Raw genomic sequence first — 19,089 nt, forward strand, 5'->3', positions numbered from 1 at the left:
CCAGCGCGTTGACTGTGCTTCCCGCCACCGCTGCCATGGCGCGCTTCGCTTCCGAGGGGTTGGAAGACGTCAGGGCACCTACGGCGTCATCCACCTTCTTGAGGATGGAATCCGCAGCGAGATCGCCGGGCAGGTTCCAGAGCAGTTCCGCCCCGGCCCCGGAATTAAACGTATCCGCAAGGCGGGCGTATTTATTGTCCCTGGAAGCCGTGGCCATCAGAACGAGGTTGCCGTTTTCCATCACCAGGTACGCATCATTTTCAAATTTCTTGAACGCGGAGGAGGAGGGATCCAGCAGGATAGCCAGTCTGTCGCTTCCTCCCAGATCAATGGCTCCGTCCGCGTGCATGAGCGTGTAACTGCCGTCTGCGTCCAGAGTCAGCTCGTTCCCGCCAGTGGAACTGAGAGTTATTTCCGCGCCCTGGCTGATGCTGATGTTTCCGGTCACGCTGATGATGGGGCCGGCGTAGTCCGTGTTGAAGGCAAGATTCGTACTGGAACCGTCACCCAGCGTCAAACTGCTGAGGGTCAGCGCCGTATTGGCTTTCGGGTCGTCCATCGTGCCTCCCATCCGGATATTGAGGAGCCCCGTGTTGTTAACTGCCCAGCTGCTGCCGGCAGCGGTCATGACATTTTCAAACGTCTGCCCGGCATTGCCGGAAATATTAAGCTGCCCGCGTCCTTCCAGCGTACCGCTGAAAACGGAGCCGCTGCCCGAATTACCGGTATTGACAGCCAAAACGCCGCCAGCGCTCTTCAGAGTGCCCTCTCCGCCGATTCCGGAAACGGTGCTGCCGGATGTCGAACCAAGGTCCAGTATTCCCTGGGAGCCACCATCTTTCGCCAGATCGAGCAGAATGCCGCCCTGGAGGGAAGCCGTTCCGGAAAGTTCCAGCGCATCGTGGAGGGTAAGCGTTCCGCTGCCCTGGATGGTGCTGGAGGAAAGGCTGCTGGCGCCGTTGACGGAAAGGGAGGCTCCGCTGCCGATGTTCAGGGCCGCGCCTTCGCCGCTGTCCGTCAGGTCACCCATGACGGTATTCCGGTTGATGTCCAGAACAACGCCTTCCGCTGCGCCGGCAAGTTCCACATGATTAAAGTTGCTTCCTTCACCGTTAAGAGCGAGCGAACCGCCTTCCACGCGCAGGGTGTCCGTCACAAAAGAACCGTTGACTGCCAGCTTGCCCGTGTTTTGCTTGATGAAGGTGACTCCGTTTTCCCCGACGATGTTTCCGCCCATGATGGAATCCGCACCGGCATAATCATCAGGAGCAGGCAAGCCCGTTTCCAGACGTTCGTTGTTGAGGATGACAACGGCGTTGCCTCCGTCCGCACTGGTGTTTTCCACTTTCAGCGTGCTTCCCGTAGCGCCCAACAGGTTGTTGATGACCGCGCCGTCCCCGTCGGAATCGCCGGGAGCTCCGGACAACTGAACGGCAAGCGTCTTGTCCTGGGAAATCACCACGCCGGAGTACATCCCCAGCGTACCGTAGCTGGTGACGGTGTCAGGGTCGGAAGCGGAGGAATCATTCACCATATAAAGCCCGCTGACCTGCCCGCTGAGAACCAGGCTTCCGCCGTCGGTGCCCGTCACCCGGATGCCGTAATTGGAAAGAATCCTGCTGAACTGGATATCGCCAAGATTTTCGCATTCCAGCGTTCCGGTCGTCAGGGTGAGCCAGCTTTCCGCACCGGCTTCCTTATGGGCGACGAGCGTGTTCACAATAGCGTCAATATCCAGATTGACCGTGGCGGAATTGTTAATGACAAGCCTGCCGTCTCCCTGGTCAATGATGGCCGTACCGGCCGCATCCCGGTTGACGTTATCCGCCCCCAGGGTAAGATTCAATGTTTCCGTGGCTCCCGCGCCCACTGTAATATCTCCGGAAACGTTGGCAAGACTGCCTCCGGCAGCCAGCGTAATGCCTTTGAGCATGCCGCCGTCGGTATCGCCCAGATTGATGGAAGAGGCGGAGTCCACGACAATGGCTGCCGTCGCGCCTTCCGCCCGGGTCATGGCGGAAGTCAGCGCGCCATTGACGATTTTCAGTGTTCCCGCTCCATTCAGCACGGTTCCGGCCCACTGGCCGGCCTTGTCCTCCGTGCCAAGCTGAACAACGGCTCCCGCATTCGTAATGCCGAGCGCTCCCGCAGCGGTATTGGCCTGATCCAGGATCAGAGTGCCCGCGCCTGCGTGCGTCAGGCTGGAGTTGCCCTGAACCAGCGCGTTCAGCACCAGTTCCGTATTGTTGTAATTGACGTTGTATTGTGCGGCCAGCCCGGTATTCGTGGAGCCCGTGTTGCCTCCAAGAATGGCACCGTCTCCAAAAACGGCATTCCCCTCTCCTGTGGCGCAAGCCCCGCCGGAACCGAAGTTCCAGGCCTGGCGATTGTTGTGGACGGAAGTCTCATTGGTGACCAGAGTTCCCGAGAAGTCCTTGAGGGATCCCGTGAGGACATTGTTCATCCGCACGTTCGCAGCCATAGCCCACGTGCCCGAACCGGAAAGGCTTCCGGAGAAAGTATATGTGGCGCCGGAAGAGCCGTTCTGCATCGCGCCGTGGGTTGCGCCGATTTCAAAATTGGCTGCCGTCGCGCCCGCGGAAAAATGGAAGCCCTTGCCGTCAATGAAAACGGTGCCGCCTCCCAGCGTATTTCCTGCCCCAAAGGCTACCCAGTTGGCATTGGTGCTCATATTCACCCCGTTGCCGACCAGTTCCAAGCGGCCAGTGAAGCCGGTATTGCCCGTATTGGAGATATTGACCAGACCCGCAGTATCCGCCGTCCCAATCGTGACGGTGCCAGCCCCATTGAGCTGGGCATGCAGGTTGACGGTTCCGCCGGAGAGGGCAAGGAAAGCGCCTTCACTGACGCGGACAACAGTAGCATTGTTCGGATTTACGCCGATGGTCGCGCCGCCCGTGAAAGCGAGCGTGCCCTCTTCCACAGTAAGGTGGGCCAGGGTATTTCCTGCATATCCAAGGGCCAGAGTGCCCGCTCCCGTCTTGGTCAGGGTAGTGCCTGCCCCCATGACGTTGGCTGTCAGTCCGGCCCAGGAAACGGTATCCGCCGCGCCAAGCACGGAAACGTTCAGGGAACCTCCGTCTCCCACGTTGACACGACCGGAAATGTCATCACCTGTCGCATCCGCACCGGCGGCGGAATCCGCATAGGCCAGCGTCCCTCCGTTGAATGTAATATCCCCTTCCGTTCCCAGAGCTCCGTCAGCCCCAATGGTAAGAATGCCGCCATTGAGTATCGTTCCTCCGGTATAGGTGTTGGCCAGGTTTAAGGCAACCTCGGCCGTACCGTTCACGGTAAGCGTGGTGGGAGCTGTGGAATCCGCGATAGAACCCGCGTTGTCAGGATCGCTGACCAGCGTGTAAGAGCCGCTGTTGAAAACGACGCTCTTGGGAGTTACAGTACCGGAAACCTTGACTTCACCCGCTTCCGAGGAAGAGAAGTAAATTTCCTGATTATCCAGCGTATCCACTCCCGCCTGCCTCGTCGTCCAGCCGTCAACGCTGGTGTTGATCCACTTCCGGTCCGTTCCTCCGTCCCATACAAAACCGTTGTCTCCGCTGACGTCTGCAACCTTCAGCACAAGCTGGTTGTTTTCCACCACCACGGAATATTCGAATCCTTCCCTGGTGATGTCGGGCGTCCATGTGAAGGAATCCGTCGTCAGGCTTCCGGCCGCAGCCCACTGGGCCAAGACATAATTAGACGCCTCCAATTCTCCATAATTGTTAATCGTCAGCGCACAGGATGAATCCGCAAGAGCCAGGGTCCCGGCCGTGATATTAATGACAGGCTCATTCGCCGCCACGCCCGTCATGTCAAAGGTGAGGGCCGCGCCGCTATTCAGCGTCAGGGCGGAAGCCGTCGTCATCCTGGCCCCCGCACCCATGGAAATGCTGCCCAGGGTCATGGCGTTCGTATTTGTAAACGCCAGCGTTCCTGCCTGGACATTAGTCAGTCCCGTATAAGTATTCTGCCCGGAAAGGGTCAAGGTGCCGGAGCCGGTTTTCGTCAAGCCGCCCGCTCCGGAAAGAACGCCTCCGAGGGTGATGCCGGTGGAAGCCTGGTCATGGTAAGACTTGGTGTCCGCATCATACTGGCGGGTATCAACCGTCACATTTCCAGTAAGGGTCATGTTATAGGCGGAAGACCAGCCTTCCGCCGCCGTCGTGCCCAGCGTCCCGGAATTCATGTTCAGGGCAATCGTATTGGTATTTCCGGACGCCGTCATGCCGCCTGAACCGAGGAGCAGGGAACCGCCATTCAGATTAATGGTGGCGCCCTTGGCGCTTACTCCGTCCCAGTTCTGTCCCAAATCCAGTGTCCGGGCCAGCACCATGCCGCCTGAACCAATATTCATGACGCCTCTCCCGTCACGGGCAATCCTCAAGGTGCCGGTAATATTCATCACGGCATCCCCGCTGATATTGAGCGTAGTCGTTCCATTGTACTCGTAGCGGCCGATAAAGCTCCCCGCCGTCACGGAAGCGCCGGAACCCAGCGTCCAGGCGCATGCCGTGCCGTTGGTTGCCAACACCCTGTATTCTCCTGTAATATCAACATTTCCATTAAGGACATTCGTTCCTACCGCGGAGATCAGCGTGCCGGCCCCGGTAATCGTATTTCCATAGGTTCCGGCGGAAAGGGTCAGCGTGGTATTGGCTCCCAGCTCATATCTGACTCCAGTCAGGGCGGCCGTTGTCGTTCCAGAGGCGTTCCCGCTCAATTTCAGCGTGCCAGAGGAATTGGAGTTCAAACGTGTTCCCAGCCCGTTCCACGTGCCCGTGGTCAATTCCAGAACGGAATCCCCCTGCAACAGGACCGTGCTGGAGCCCAGCGCGCCGGCATTGCCGACAACGAGTTTACTGCCATCGCCAAGAACGGTATCCCCGGTATAGGAATTGGCGTTGTTCATGGTCAGGGAAGCTCCGTCCAGCAGGTTCAGCGTCGTATCTCCGGTAATGGAGCCGTCACCCGTAAAAATGAAATCCGTACCGGAAACGTTAATTCTGCCTGGAGCGACATTCCCCGCAATCGTCACATTTTTATCCACTCCATCGCCATTGGAGAAATATACCGTTTCCCCATCAGCATAAGCTGACGGAGTTCCGTCAAGGCTCCAGGAGGTATTCGAGCTTTCCGTATTCCAGGTTCCGCTCTTCCATCTCAACAAACCTTCCTTGTCGCTCAAATTGACGTAAAGAGTGCCGTTGCTGACGGAAAACGTTCCATTGTACAGCTCCGCAACGGCTCCGCCCAAAGTAAAGAAAGAACTTTCTGTCAACCCCGCTCCGGAAAGCAATGCGTAACTAATCCCCGTTTCCAGAGAAGACACCCCCAGCCGTACTTCCGTAGCCTCACTGCCGCTGATGGAGTTAACGGTCAGAGCCGCCGTTTCCGAATCAAGAGAACTGAAGCTCAAAGCGCCTCCGTTCAACGTCAACCCGGCGGATAAAGTAGCTGTTCCTCCGGCAATTCCCGTGGCTCCCAGCGTAGCCCCGGCATTCAGCACATACCCGTCCGCGGACGTAACGTTCACGGTAAGGCCGCCTCCGATCAGCAAGGAACCCTGCCCGATAACGCTGGAATCCTTCACCGTCAAACCGCCTTCCCTCAATTCCACCGTTCCGGTAAAGCCGGGAACGGCTGCCGCTTCTCCTTCGGCAGGAACCGGGGCCTTGGCCGTTCCGTTAAGAACCAGAACCCCGTCGCCAACCTTCACCAGACTGCCGTTTCCCGTCAGCCCGTTGGAGAAGGTAACAGTACGCCCCGTGACATGGTCATTGGCATCCAGCGTATCGAGGATAGTCCCGTTCACCGTGCCCAGAAGTTCTACATAAGAAGGCGTGAAATTCGGATTATAGCCTATACTCCAGTTGGACAGGGCTCCCAGAGTGCCTTCCCCCAGTTTGATAACGGCTGCCCCCGCCACATCGGTGATGCCCGAAAAGCCTATGTTCACCCTGGCATCCCCGGATGTTGCGCCGCCCAACAGGAAACTGCCCCGGAATGAACCGTTTCCGGAAGCCCAGAAACTCATTCCCAGCAAATCCGCCGTTCCGGAAGAGGCATTGAACGTGCCCGTGCCATCCCAGGACAGGCGCATCGAGGTTGACAATGCAGTCAGGGAACCGCCCCTCAAATTAAGTTCCCCTGAATAAGCCCAGTGGGCCAGCAGGAAGCTGGCGCTTGTGCTATGGGTATCATTGCTGCCGGAGACAGTCAGTGAGGCCCCCTGGTTCACATTAAGCACTCCATGCCCCAGCTCGGCAAGCCGGACCTGGCCTGCCGTAGTCATATTGCCGGAATCAAGATCAAGGGCCCCATAAAGGGAATTGTCGTATCCGCCGCCGGCCCCAACCCACAGATTGTTGACCGCCAATTCATTACCAGCCATATGAATCCTGCCGTAATAATGGGCGACCTTGAACGATTCCGCCTGGATGTCTCCCGTAAACGTCATGGAAGAGCCGGTCTGGGAGCTGGTTACGATATTGCCGGCGTACGAGATATTGCCGGCCACGGTCGGATTGCTAGATCCGTTAAAGGTCAGCGTATCTCCATTCGAGACACTCTCGCCGCCCTTCAGGTTCCAAAGATACGTGTTGCTGTCGGAAACATCCTGCGCATAAACATTCAGGCTGCCCTCCGCGATTACTGTTTGCCCTGCTCCAATGGATGTCCCCGCATCGGAATTGAACACCATGGTAGAACCCGCCATCATATGCAGGCTGGCTCCGCCAAGCATCCATGCTCCTGACTGGGCAGAAGCTCTCAGCCTCAAGGCACCATCAACGTAAAGATTCTGAAGAGCCGAGCCCTCCAGCAAATTGACGCTTCCCGCAGAAGAAGCATCCGTTTTCATGTAAACCGTGAGGGAAGAATTTTCCCCACCCGTCACCAGACTTTCAAATCCGGAAAAACGGTGATCCCCATCACCCAACGTCAGGGACGAGCCGTTGCTTAAAACAGTTTCCCGGGCGGAAAGAGAGGATCCTTCTCCGGGAAGGAGCGTATAATCCGCCTCAAACGTCATGGAGGAAACATTGATTCCTCCGGAAAAATTGACTGTTTTGGAACCTTCCGCCGCCGTGAAAATAACGGCATCCCCATTCAGGAAGGAAGTATCCGTTTTGTTTCCGTCACCCTGCTTGTACCAGCCCGTTCCCGTATTGCTCCATGTGCCGTTGGAATTCCAGACCAGCGTCTCTGCATTATACCCTTCCCCCTTGTACTGCACGGACATGCCGGAACCGTTGGAAACAAGCAGGAAATTGTCCGCTCCCAACTGACCGGCGGAATCGGCTCTCGTCAATGCCTCATAAGAGTCATCCCCGGTTTGCTTCCAAATACGCAGGGAATCCAGGGATGCCCCTAAATCAGCCCCTGTAGACATGAAATAGCGTGTTATCAGGGCATCGTCAACCATCTCGCGATTGGTGACTGAAAGCTCTTCCATAGCGCTTGCAACCACTACCTCCACATTCCAGGTTTTGGAGTTCTTGGTAATGGTGGTGGTGTTTGACAGGTTGACCATTCCGTCAAGCCCGATGTGCCAGTAATGATTGCCGGCACCGGAGCCATGGTCAAAATTGAGGTTCCCCCCCGGAGTCGTCATGTTCAGAGCGCCGTCCACATAAATATTGGCATGGCCTTCCGCTTCCGTATTCTTGATCTGGTTGCTGAAGGAGGTGGTAAGGGTAGAACCCTTCTCCACGTAAACATTGCCGCCCCATTGTCCCAGCCCCGCGGATACACTGCCGTTCCCCGTTACGGAAATACCGCCGCCGTCCGAGGTATTGGGAGGGTTCCCCGTCACCGTCACCTCAACGCCGTTAAAAATCAAGTGCGGCCCCTTATTGTCCACGCGGGAGGGAGCTGCATCTCCCTCCCAATTGTCTGTCGTTCCTACGGCGTCACCTTCCCCATCCCCCGTCCATGTAAAATCAGGACCGCCAAAATCGGGAATCTGCCAGAAATCCGCCGAGGATGCGGCATGGGAATAAGAGTAAATGCCGGAGAAGGAAACCAGAGAAGCGAGAAGGGCGGAACGCAAAGACGGAGGAAGATGAAGTCTCATACTGATCAAAGATATTGTGGCCAGTAATACCCGGATTTATAATCCGTTGGCAAGCCAATTTTCGAAAAAAGCTCACATTAAACAAATAATGGGAAACAAATATCATCCGCCTGTCCAACATATCTACCTCCATATCCAGAAGAACAAAATCATCATTCTTTCATTACAAGCAATATACATGGATTAAGGAAAGAAGCAGGATTATAAATTCCCCGTCTGCCCATTCGCGTTCCTGATGAAAGAGGTACAGATAAAAACAAAAAGGCCGTTCCCTCCCGGGAACGGCCCTGGCTTAAACTATTTTTTCCTTACTGCTGCTGGGCGCCGCTTTGTTTAAGCATCTCCTGAAGCTGTTCAGGAGAAATGCTCATGGGGCCGCCCTGGGGGGCAGGAGCTTCCGAAATGCCGTCCAGTTCCAAATCAAAGATGAGCGGTGAATTGGGTTCAATCGGAGCGCCGGGAGTGTTTTCCCCGTAAGCCAGCTCGGAAGGAATGTAAACAATCCATTTGGAGCCGACGGGCATCGTCGTCAGCGCTTCGGCAAAGCCGGGGATGACCTGGAGGGGAAGTTCCACGGATTTGCCCTTGGTGTCGTCAAACACGGTGCCGTCCAGCAGCGTGCCCTTGTACTTCACCTTGAACATGGGGTTCTTGAACTTCTTTTCATCAAATTTTTCTTCGCCGCCCTTGTTCACAATCTTGTACTGGAGGCCGGACTTCGTCGTAGTAACGCCTTCCTTTTTGCCGTTTTCCTCCATGAACTTCTTGCTGGCCTCCAAATTGGCCTTGGCCTTGGCGGAAATGCGTTCATCTATCTGCTTCTGGAACGCATCCAGGGCGGGCTTCAGCTGTTCCTGGTCCTTGGCGGGCTTGCGGACCATGCCGTCCTTGATGCCCTGCAGGAAGGATTCCTGGTCCAGGTCGTCAAAGGTCAGGGTAGGAATGGAACCGAGCTGCTGGCCGCTCTGGAAACCCAGAAAATAGCCCAGGTCCTTTTTCATCTGTTCGGGAGACACAGTAATTTCTTTCTCTTGTTTGGGTTGGTCGGCCGCCGGAACTTCAGCAGCCTTTTCTTGCGCGCCCGCCGCACCCGCCAAAAGGGCGGAAACGGCAAACAGGGCGATGGAAGGGTTCATCTTCATGGTATTTTTATCCTTTCTTTGAAAAAGAGGACTCCTTTTTAACGGATTCCGTTCACAGCACAAGACAAGAGAATCCGTCATCCTGTCATCCTCTCCCGGCAGAAATCCGGATTGCTGTCCAGATCAAAGGAGCGGCAGGTCATGCCAGCGTCTTCAAAACGCGGGCGATCATGGCGGGATAAAGGGTGTGCTCCTGCTCCTGGATGCGAGCGTGAAGGCTTTCCGGCGTATCCCCCGGCAGCACGGGCACGCGGGCCTGGCCCAGGATGGGACCGGTATCCATTCCGTCATCCACATAATGGACGGTGCAGCCGCTCTCCGCCACCCCGGCGTTCACGGCCTGCTCCCAGGCATGAAGCCCCGGAAAAGCAGGAAGAAGGGAAGGATGGATGTTCAGGATACGGGAAGGGAATTCCTTCAGCAGCGGATGTTTCACCAGTCGCATGAATCCGGCCAGGCAAACGCAATCCACGCCGTATTCCTTCAGGCGCGCGGCAACGGAGGCCTGGGACGCCTCCGGGAATTTGGTTTTAAACCCTCCGCAATCGATCACCTCCGCCGGGATGCCCCAGGAGCGGGCGCGTTCCAGAATGAAGGCGTCCGGATTGTCAGACATCACCACGGCGATTTCCGCCCGGAGGGAACCGGACTGGATGGCATCGTAAATGGACTGGCAATTGGAACCGGAACCGGAACCGAGTATTCCTAACTTGGGCAATCTGGACATCCAGGGGATGAAACCACAGTTTTTTGCCCGTGGCAAGTCTCCGGCTTGACAAAAAGGCTGCCGTATTTGCCTAATAAAGACATGAGAGACCCCCGTTTTCAGGCCCTGGCCGCCCAGCTTGCAGGGTATTCCACCTCCCTGCGCCCCGGAGACAGGGTTCTGCTGGAACTGACGGATATTCCGGAAGAAATGGGAATAGCCCTCATCCGGGAGGTGAGGAAGGCGGGAGCCATGCCCTTTCTGCGCCTGAACCAGTCCCGCCTGAACAGGGAAATGCTCTCAGGAGCCACAGAAGAACAATACGGTATCATCGGCCACCACCGCCTGGCGGAAATGGAGGACATGGACGCCTACATTGAAATCCGCGGCGGAGAAAACGCCTTTGAACTGTCCTCCGTTCCGCAGGAAAACATGGCCGCCGCCATGAAAGCCCTGAATCCCGTCTCCCAGCGGCGCATCCGCCATACGCGCTGGTGCGGGCTGCGCTGGCCGTCCGGGGGCATGGCCCAGCAGGCTGCCATGAGCACGGAAGAATTTGAAGACTTCTATTTCCATACCTGCCTGATGGATTACGCCGCCCTGCGTCCCGCCATGCGGACGCTGGCCGCCATGATGGAAAAGGCTGAATACGTGAAAATCACCGGGCCGGGAACGGATATTTCCTTTTCCATTAAGGGATTGCCGGCCATCCCGTGCGCGGGGGAATGCAACCTGCCGGACGGAGAGGTGTTTACCGCCCCCGTCATCGACAGCGCCAACGGCCATATAGCCTTCAATACGCCCAGCCTGTTCCAGGGTATTCCCTTTGACAACATCCGCCTGACGCTGAAAAACGGACTGATCGTGCATGCGGAAGCGGGAGAAAAAACAGGAGAACTCAACGCTATTCTTGACACGGATCCCGGCGCTCGCAGGTTGGGGGAATTCGCCTTCGGCGTCAATCCGGCTATCACACGCCCCATGCGCAACATCCTGTTTGACGAAAAAATCTCCGGCTCCTTCCACTTGACGCCGGGGCAGGCCTACCACGTGGCGGACAACGGCAACCAGTCCCGCATTCACTGGGACATGGTATGCCTCCAGACGGAGGCTGCCGGGGGAGGAGATATTTACCTAGACGGGAAGCTGGTGCGCCGCAACGGATTGTTCACCCTGCCGGAACTGACCATTCTCAATCCTTCCCAATCATGACCGCCACCCCTGCCCCCAAAAAACGTTCCCTGTTCCGTAAATGCCTGTATGCGGCCGCGGCAGCCATTCTGCTGGGCTCCCTGCTGGCCTCCTACATGCACTGGGAGGCCAACCATCTGGAATTCAATGAAAACGCAGCCCCTGCCGGATGTATGCCCGGCCTTTCCGGTCTGCGTATCCTGGTTCTGTCAGACATCCACACCAACCTGCCCCTGCTGGAACAGGCGGCAACAATGGCGGAACAGGCCAGACCGGACATGATCGTGTTTCTGGGAGATCTGTACACGGATTTTCTGCGGGTCACCCATGCAGGCGACTACATCGCCCAGATGAAACGCCTCTCCTCCGTCGCTCCGGCCTACGCATGCCTGGGCAACCACGACATGGCCCTGGCGGACAACGTGGAGCGCATCCTGAAGGAAGGCGGGTTCACTCTGCTCAGGAATTCCGCAGCTTTCGTCTCCATTCCCAGACTGAAAAACGTGGAATTCAAGCTGGTGGGGCTGGGAGACCTGCGGGAGGGGGACTTTTTCCCGGACCGGTGCATGACCCCGCGCGGATTGGAGGAAAACTCCCCCATGCCAACCATCGTTCTGAGCCACAACCCCAGAGGAAGGGAACTGCTGGGAAATTACCGCTGGGACCTGATGCTTTCCGGCCATACGCATGGGGGCCAGATCAGACTGCCATTTTTTTCCGCCCCGCTATTGGCGTCGGAAGGGGAAACCATGAACTCCGGCTTCCATTCCTATGAGGATAAGCAGGTCTTCGTCACCCGCGGCATAGGCTACCTGGGGCCGGGCCGCTTCAACTGCCCGCCGGAAATCAACCTCATTACCATTCCCTAACTTCCCGACCCGACCGCCATGGTTTTCTCTCTGCTGGCTTCCGGAGGCCCTAATGACGCGCCTCCCTTCTTTACCCTGCTTACTGTCGTCTTCATGGGCATCATCGCGATTGCCCTCATTCTGGCCCACTTCCGGCAGTCCCTGCTGGCAGGATACTTCATTTGCGGGGTAATTCTGGCCAACTGCGGCATTCTGGACCACATCCCCAATTCCGACGTCAGCATCCAGGCTCTTTCCGAGGTAGGCATTATCCTGCTCATGTTCACGCTGGGGCTCGAATTCTCCGTTGACGAACTCAAACATCTGCGTAAAACCGCCCTGGTCGGCGGCGGTATTCAAATGTTCATCTGCACCGCCGCTTTCGGCATGGGGCTCCATTACGCCACAGGCATGGACATGAGCCACTCCCTGACGGTCGGGGCCATTATGGGGCTTTCCTCCACAGCGGTGGCTCTGAAATCCTTCCAGGAATTCGGCCTGAGCGGAACCTCCGGGGCAAAAATGGCGGTGGGAATCGCCCTGTTCCAGGACATCGCCGCCATCATGCTGGTGGCGATCATGCCGCAGATCTTTACCGTCACGCCCGACTCTTGGGAAACAGCGCTCAACATCGGCATGGCCGTGCTGCGGGGGCTCGTCTTCCTGGGGGCCGCCTGGCTGATCGGCCGTTACCTGCTTCCGCGCATCATGCTGGCCGTCGCCCGGACCAAAAGCCGGGAACTCTTCACCCTGATGGTGTTCGCCATCTGTTCGGGAATTGCCATGCTCGCCAGCCTGCTGGGCCTGAGCATCGCCCTGGGCGCTTTCACCGCCGGCCTCTTCGTCAGCGGGTCCTACTACAGCCACCGGGTCCTCAGCGAAGTGCTCCCCTTCAAGGACCTGTTCCTGACCATTTTCTTCGTGTCCGCCGGGCTGTTGATCGACATTGACGGACTGTGGCAACACATCGGACAGGTGGCGACCTTCACCGCCTTTGTCCTCGCGATTAAATTCATAGCCTGCCTTACAGCCGCAAGTTTCCTGAAAATCCCCGGCCGCATGGGCATCATGGCCTCCACCGCGCTCACCAATGTGGGGGAATTTTCCCTGGTGCTCATCCCCTTCATGCAGGAGATCTCCCCCATCCCGGCTCTGGTGACCACCAACGTTTACGCCATTGCCGCCGTCTCCATGGGCATGACTCCGCTGCTGATGAAAGCGGCACGGAAACTCACCCCGCTGCTGGTGCGCATTCCCGGGTTGAAAACAAAACGGGAACGCCTCAACGTGGAAACCCTGATCACGCGCATGGAAGGCATCAGGGAGCACGCCATCATTTGCGGCTACGGCCCCGTAGGCAGGAGGCTTCATGAAAGCCTGTCCCAATACGGCATTCCCTGCATTATTATCGACCTGAATGCGGACACCGTCAAATCCCTGCTTAATGAAGGCCATCTGGCCTTTCTGGGAGACATTCAGCACCAAATCACCATGGACCTGGCAGGCGTCCGTACCGCGCGGCTGATCGCCTTCACGTTCCCGGACCCTGCCCCGGCCCTGTCCACCTACATGCAGATCAAAGGCGCCAATGGGGACATCACGGTGATTGCCCGCGCCAAATTCCGTTCGGAAGTGGCTTCCCTGCATCACGCGGGCATTGTCAACGTCATCCATGATGAAATGGAAACGGGCGCCGCCGCCGTGCGCCTGGCGAAACAGAGTTTTGATATTATTGAACCGTCGGACGCGCCTTCGTTGTCCCATTAAGCAATGATGAATCTGCCGGATGCCCACACTCATTCCTCCGCACTCGCTTCCGGCACGGCGCCTCGGTTCATCTGCGGCACCTCCCCGGAGGACTGGAAACAGGTGGCCCTTCTGGCGGAACGGGATGAACATGTTACGCCCTTTTTCGGCATTCATCCCTGGTTCCTGAACCCGGATGAGTGGAAGGAGGAAATGCCCGGACTGGAATCCCTGCTGAAAAAAATCCCCCATGCGGGCGTTGGGGAAACGGGGCTGGACAAATGCCGGCGCGGCATCCCGGGGCTGCCTCTCCAGAAGGAAGCGCTGGAACGGCATCTGGAACTGGCCGCGCTCCTGGACCGGCCCGCTTCCCTGCACTGCTGCCGCGCATGGGGCACGCTGGCGGAAATGCTGAAAAAATATCCCCGTTTGAACATTATCCTGCACGGCTGGACGGGAGCATTGCATCTTAGCTCGGAACTTCCTTCGGGAAACTGGCTTCTCTCCATAGGCCTGCGGGAAATGGAACGTCCGGGTCTGCTTGCCTCCATACCGCTCCATCGGCTGGCGCTGGAATCGGACGGGCATCCGGAAACCCTGCCGGAACTTTACCGCCGCGCGGCGCGGGAACTGGGCATGACCGTCAACAACCTGGTTGACCTGGTTCAAAGCAATATGGAAAACCTGATCCACCCTTGACGCCTCCATTCAACCGGGCGGACATGGCTTCGCGACGCCCCTCCATGCGCTGGGTTTCTATTTCCATTGATTTTTTATTCAATTATTTTTTCAGAAAATAAAAATGAGGCGATTGCGCATCGAATCGCAGGCAGCAGAGTACTCTGCCCAATTTATATTCCAGAAGAAGAAAAAGGCTCCGTACCGGAAAACTCCGGGCGCCTGTAAGTAATCCACGGTTTTTCCTTGGCAGGTTTCCGCCTCCGGCTATCATGCGGGCATGGGCCTTTTTCAGGATCAAACCAGCTCTTTGTCGGAAATCAAGCGGCTTGCCGCCCTTGTCATGGATCCCTCCCGCAGGGGGGAAATCGGTCCGGATCAATGGCCTCTGGCCATGATCGCCTATGGATTGGTCACCTGCAATGAAACGGGAAGAGAAGAAGAAGGCGTCACCATTTACCAGATGTTTCAATCCCGCTGCGCTCCGGACGCCCGCCGCAAATGCGCTCTGCAACTGGCAGCTTTTATCCGGCAGCGGAAAGGGGACGGATGGAGGGCCCTGCTGCCTTTTGCCATGGCGGATGAGACGCCGGATATCCGCAGGCAATCCGCTTTCCTTATTTATACGCTGGCCGCGCCCCAGCCGGAGGAGCGGTTTCCCGGAATTGCCGGACTGGCGAAGGTCATCTGCGCTTCTCCCTGCCCCGGACAGGCGTCCATGGCTCCGGCGCTGGACGCCCTGATGAGCCTGGGTGACATGCGGTTTGCCCCTTATCTGTCTTTCATTTCCAAAAATCTTCCTCCCGAACGCCTCACGGACCTGCTGGCCGGAACGGAAGCCATTCCCACGGACCTGGGCTGCGGCTGGCTGCTGGATCTTCTGGATGAACATCCGGAGCTTTCCCCCACCATCGCGGCGGTACTGGCCGGGATGCCCTCCAGAGCCGGAGAAGTCCTGGACGTGGTCGTGCCCGTCCCCTCCTGGCAATTCACCAACTCCGCCGTTCAGCCGCTTCATTCCTGGAGTATTCCCGAATACCGGCAGCGCATGAAAGAACGGCTCTCCAGATACCTTGCCCCGGAAGAACAGGAGACCGTGGACCGGGCATGGAGCTGATTCTTCCGGCGTATCCCAACCCGCCGCATGTTTTCAGAAAACACGGGCCCAGGGGCGTTTACCGGGCATAAGGAACGCCGCCACGCATCGTACTCCGGAAAGGAACAGGGGCATTCCTTAAACAGGCAAAACCGCAGCATGCGCCTGATGCCCTACCGGCTCATATCAGCAAGCCCCCCTAGAATAATTCGCCTCAAGGGGGAGGAAAAATCCCTCATGGCGCGGATTTTTCCCGGTCATTCATTCACCTTGCCACTACGTGACGATGGTGGAAATCCACAAAGCTCCGGTATGTCTCCTCATCCAGCAGATCTCCATGCGTCATCAACAGAAGCGGAAAAGATTCGCCCTCATCCGTATAAGGAGGATGGACATAATCAAACTGCGGATTGGGAACAAAGCCGTGCCTCTGATAAAACCCCAGCCTCCGGCGTGAAATCCCGTCCTCCGGAGGATCAATTTCCAGAATAACTTTGCGCGGAAACGCATCCCTCAATTCTTCCAGAATCCTTTGCCCAGCGCCCCGGCCGCGCAGGGTGGCAGCCACGGCAAAATACTCCAGATACACGAATTGTTCCCGACGCCACGTCACCAGCATCGCAACCACCCGGCCTTCCCCATTTAAAAATACTTCATAACAAAAACCGGGATCTTGAAACGCCAACGGAAAATCCTGCACCCTTCGCTGTTCATGCACAGGAAAACTTGTCCGGTAAATATCCAGAGAATCCAGGAATAACGGATCATCCACACCCGTCACACGGCGCTTGGTCAGCAATTCCGACGTCATGAACCATATCCAACCACACCCGTCTCCGTTCGGCAAGCCCCCCGGAAAGCCTTCCCCAGTCATACAACCAGCTGTTCCGGCTCAAATTGATGCAGCGTTTCCCAGCCCAGGAGAAGGAAGAAAAATATCCCCGCACGCCGGATACGGCGACAAGGAAATCCCTGTCCTTCTTGACGGATTGTTCTTGAAAGGCACGCGGCCGGGCAATCTTCCCGCAGACAGGGCCAGAATATTGCATTCGTCGCCCGGAATACATGCAGACGGTTCTTTTCCGCAACCGCCGGATTACAGGTCGCCGCACTGTCGCCGCATAGCGCAAAATCTACTCGCAAAACAGGCACGCCCCCTTTACCATGGCAACGGACATACATACTATTATGAGCGAACAAGTCATTATCATCGGCGCCGGTTGCGCCGGCTACACGGCGGCCATTTACACCGCCCGCGCCAACCTCTCTCCGCTTCTGATCACGGGTTCTCAAATCGGCGGCCAGCTGACCACCACGACGGAAGTGGAAAACTTCCCCGGCTTTCCGGACGGCGTGATGGGGCCGGACCTGATGTTCCTGATGCAGCAGCAGGCGGAAAAATTCGGCACCCGGTTTGCATATGAGGACGTCAAGAGCGTCGTCAGGGATGAAGCCACCGGACTGTTCACCGTGAAGACCAGCGGCCAGAATTACGAAACCCGGAGCATCATTGTAGCTACGGGGGCGTCCGCCCGCTATCTGGGCATCCCGGGAGAGGAAGGGCTGGTAGGCCACGGCCTCACCGCCTGCGCGACCTGTGACGGAGCCTTTTACCGTGACGTGCCTGTGTGCGTGGTTGGCGGAGGAGACAGCGCCTGTGAAGAAGCCATGTTCCTGACGCGCTTCGCCTCCCGGGTGTATCTGATCCACCGCCGCGACACGCTCCGCGCTTCCAAAATCATGGCGGAACGGACGCTGTCCAATGAAAAGATTTTCCCCATGTGGAATTCCACCATCGTAAGCTATAAGACGGACGACAAGGGAGAACTGGAAGCCGTCATGCTGAAGGACGTAGTGGAAGGGGATGAAACGGAGCTTCCCGTCAAATGCGTCTTCATGGCGATCGGGCACACGCCGAACACTTCTTTCCTGGGAGATCTGGTGGACCGGGACGATGCCGGCTACATCATCCGGGAAACAGGGCTGATGGCGACCAGGACGCCGGGATTGTTCGCTGCCGGAGACGTGGCGGACCCTCATTACCGCCAGGCCATTTCTTCCGCCGGGATGGGCTGCAGCGCCGCCATTGAAGCGGAACGCTACCTGCTGGGGCTGTAAACCCATCTTTCGGAACGGGCCGGAAGTCCCATTGGGAATTCCGGCCCTTCCCCGCTACAGGAAAACGGACATGCACCATTACAGCATTTTTGAGCTTTTCAGCATCGGCATAGGTCCCTCATCCTCCCATACCGTAGGGCCCATGCGGGCGGCGCACCGCTTTCTGGAACAAATACGCCACTCCCCGCGTTTGGCGGAAATCTCAGGCATCCGCTGCGAATGCTACGGCTCCCTGGCTGCTACCGGACATGGGCACGGCACGGATACGGCCATCATGCTGGGGCTGCTGGGAGAGGAACCCCATACGGTGGAGCCGCGCAGCATTCCCGGTAAAATCGCCCGCCTGCACCAGCAGGAAACGTTATCCGTCACGGAAGAAAAAACCGTCCGTTTCTCTCCTTCCCGCGACCTAGATCTTTCCCACTACCAGCCCCTGCGCCTGCATCCGAACGGGATGCAGTTCACTGCCGTCAACCGGGACGGAGAACCGGTTGAAGATGCGGTATTTTATTCCACGGGGGGCGGGTTCGTCTCTTCCGAACAGGAACTTCTGCATCCGGAGGAAAAGGAACGGGAAACCTTTCCTTTTCCTTATGAATCCGCGGATGAACTGCTGCACATGGCTGATGAGCGCGGATGCCCTCTTTCCTCCATTGTCATGGCGAACGAATGCGCCATGCTCCCGGAACGGGAAGTCCGTGAACAACTGGATCTGATCTGGACGACGATGAAGCAGTCCATCTCCAACGGCATGAGCGCGCGCGGCAATCTGCCGGGCGTTCTGCAGGTTCCGCGCCGGGCCAAAACTTTGCGCAAAAATCTTCTGGTGCACGGAGAATCGGCCTTGAAAGATCCTCTCTCCATTATGGACTGGATCAATCTGTACGCCATTGCCGTAAGTGAGGAAAACGCGGCTGGCGGCCGCATCGTCACCGCGCCGACCAATGGAGCGGCGGGAATTGTTCCGGCCGTTCTTAATTACGCCACCAAATTCTGTGTTTCACCGTACCCGGATGCCGTGCATCGTTTCCTGCTCACCGCCGGGGGGATCGCCATCCTGTACAAGAAAAACGCCTCCATTTCCGGCGCGGACGTAGGCTGCCAGGGAGAAGTGGGCGTAGCCTGTTCCATGGCTGCCGCCGCGCTTGCGGAGTACCTGGGGGGAACTCCCCACCAGGTGGAAAACGCCGCGGAAATAGGCATGGAACACAATCTGGGGCTCACCTGCGATCCTATTGCGGGCCTCGTCCAGATACCCTGCATCGAACGCAACGCCATTGCCGCCATCAAGGCCATCAACGCCGCCCGCATGGCCCTGGGCGGAACGGGCGCCCATTTTGTCCCGCTGGACAAAGTCATCCGCACCATGCTGGATACCGGAAGGGACATGCAATCCAAATACAAGGAGACCGCCCAGGGCGGCTTGGCCGTCAACGTGGTGAATTGCTGAGAAGGCAAGAACATCC

The 19,089-nt window shown here is 57.5% G+C and carries 11 protein-coding genes; 7 read left to right on the top strand and 4 right to left on the bottom strand.

What is annotated here, in order from left to right; translation table 11 throughout:
- From B3075_RS00495 to purN, 3 genes are all read right to left on the bottom strand, one after another.
- On the bottom strand, nt 1–8,098 hold an 8,098-nt coding region (locus tag B3075_RS00495; protein ID WP_290491988.1), incomplete at its 3' end, for a beta strand repeat-containing protein.
- Between the two features lie 308 nt (nt 8,099–8,406).
- The gene (locus B3075_RS00500; RefSeq protein WP_180974253.1) at nt 8,407–9,240 is read right to left on the bottom strand and encodes an FKBP-type peptidyl-prolyl cis-trans isomerase N-terminal domain-containing protein; all 834 of its coding nucleotides are present in this window, start codon (nt 9,238–9,240) and stop codon (nt 8,407–8,409) included.
- Nucleotides 9,241–9,379: 139 nt separating this feature from the next.
- Nucleotides 9,380–9,967 (bottom strand): phosphoribosylglycinamide formyltransferase, encoded by a 588-nt coding sequence (gene purN, locus B3075_RS00505; RefSeq protein WP_290489617.1) that lies wholly within the window; start codon nt 9,965–9,967, stop codon nt 9,380–9,382.
- Between the two features lie 81 nt (nt 9,968–10,048).
- On the opposite strand from purN, the gene B3075_RS00510 reads away from it, so the two are divergent.
- The 5 genes from B3075_RS00510 (at nt 10,049) to B3075_RS00530 (ending at nt 15,526) form a co-directional block, all read left to right on the top strand.
- Entirely contained in the window at nt 10,049–11,158 is a 1,110-nt protein-coding gene (locus tag B3075_RS00510; RefSeq protein ID WP_290489616.1) for an aminopeptidase, read from the top strand.
- Nucleotides 11,155–12,006: a phosphodiesterase YaeI gene (yaeI, locus tag B3075_RS00515; RefSeq protein WP_094135568.1), complete on the top strand. Its 852-nt coding sequence runs from the start codon at nt 11,155–11,157 to the stop codon at nt 12,004–12,006. The genes B3075_RS00510 and yaeI overlap by 4 nt, the downstream gene beginning before the upstream one ends.
- Before the next feature lie 18 nt (nt 12,007–12,024).
- Nucleotides 12,025–13,752, top strand: coding sequence for a cation:proton antiporter (locus tag B3075_RS00520; RefSeq protein ID WP_290489615.1), 1,728 nt, complete (start codon nt 12,025–12,027; stop codon nt 13,750–13,752).
- A gap of 3 nt (nt 13,753–13,755) precedes the next feature.
- Nucleotides 13,756–14,430, top strand: a complete 675-nt coding sequence (locus tag B3075_RS00525; protein WP_094135566.1) for a TatD family hydrolase — start codon at nt 13,756–13,758, stop codon at nt 14,428–14,430.
- Nucleotides 14,431–14,689: 259 nt separating this feature from the next.
- On the top strand, nt 14,690–15,526 hold the full coding sequence (locus B3075_RS00530) for a hypothetical protein (protein ID WP_094135565.1): 837 nt from the start codon (nt 14,690–14,692) through the stop codon (nt 15,524–15,526).
- Between the two features lie 244 nt (nt 15,527–15,770).
- Here the strand turns inward: B3075_RS00530 and B3075_RS00535 are convergent, their stop codons facing one another.
- Entirely contained in the window at nt 15,771–16,316 is a 546-nt protein-coding gene (locus B3075_RS00535; RefSeq protein ID WP_179218308.1) for a GNAT family N-acetyltransferase, read from the bottom strand.
- Between the two features lie 353 nt (nt 16,317–16,669).
- Here B3075_RS00535 and trxB point away from each other — a divergent pair, with 353 nt between their 5' ends.
- Together trxB and B3075_RS00545 are read left to right on the top strand one after the other, a co-directional pair.
- The gene (gene trxB, locus B3075_RS00540; RefSeq protein WP_256943696.1) at nt 16,670–17,623 is read left to right on the top strand and encodes a thioredoxin-disulfide reductase; all 954 of its coding nucleotides are present in this window, start codon (nt 16,670–16,672) and stop codon (nt 17,621–17,623) included.
- 70 nt (nt 17,624–17,693) lie between these two features.
- A complete protein-coding gene (locus tag B3075_RS00545; protein ID WP_094135582.1) occupies nt 17,694–19,073 on the top strand; it encodes an L-serine ammonia-lyase in 1,380 nt (459 codons plus the stop codon).
- Nucleotides 19,074–19,089: the final 16 nt, after the last annotated feature.

The sequence above is a fragment of the Akkermansia sp. UBA7090 genome (assembly GCF_002493465.1).
GTDB classification, from domain to species: Bacteria; Verrucomicrobiota; Verrucomicrobiia; order Verrucomicrobiales; family Akkermansiaceae; genus Akkermansia; species Akkermansia muciniphila_A.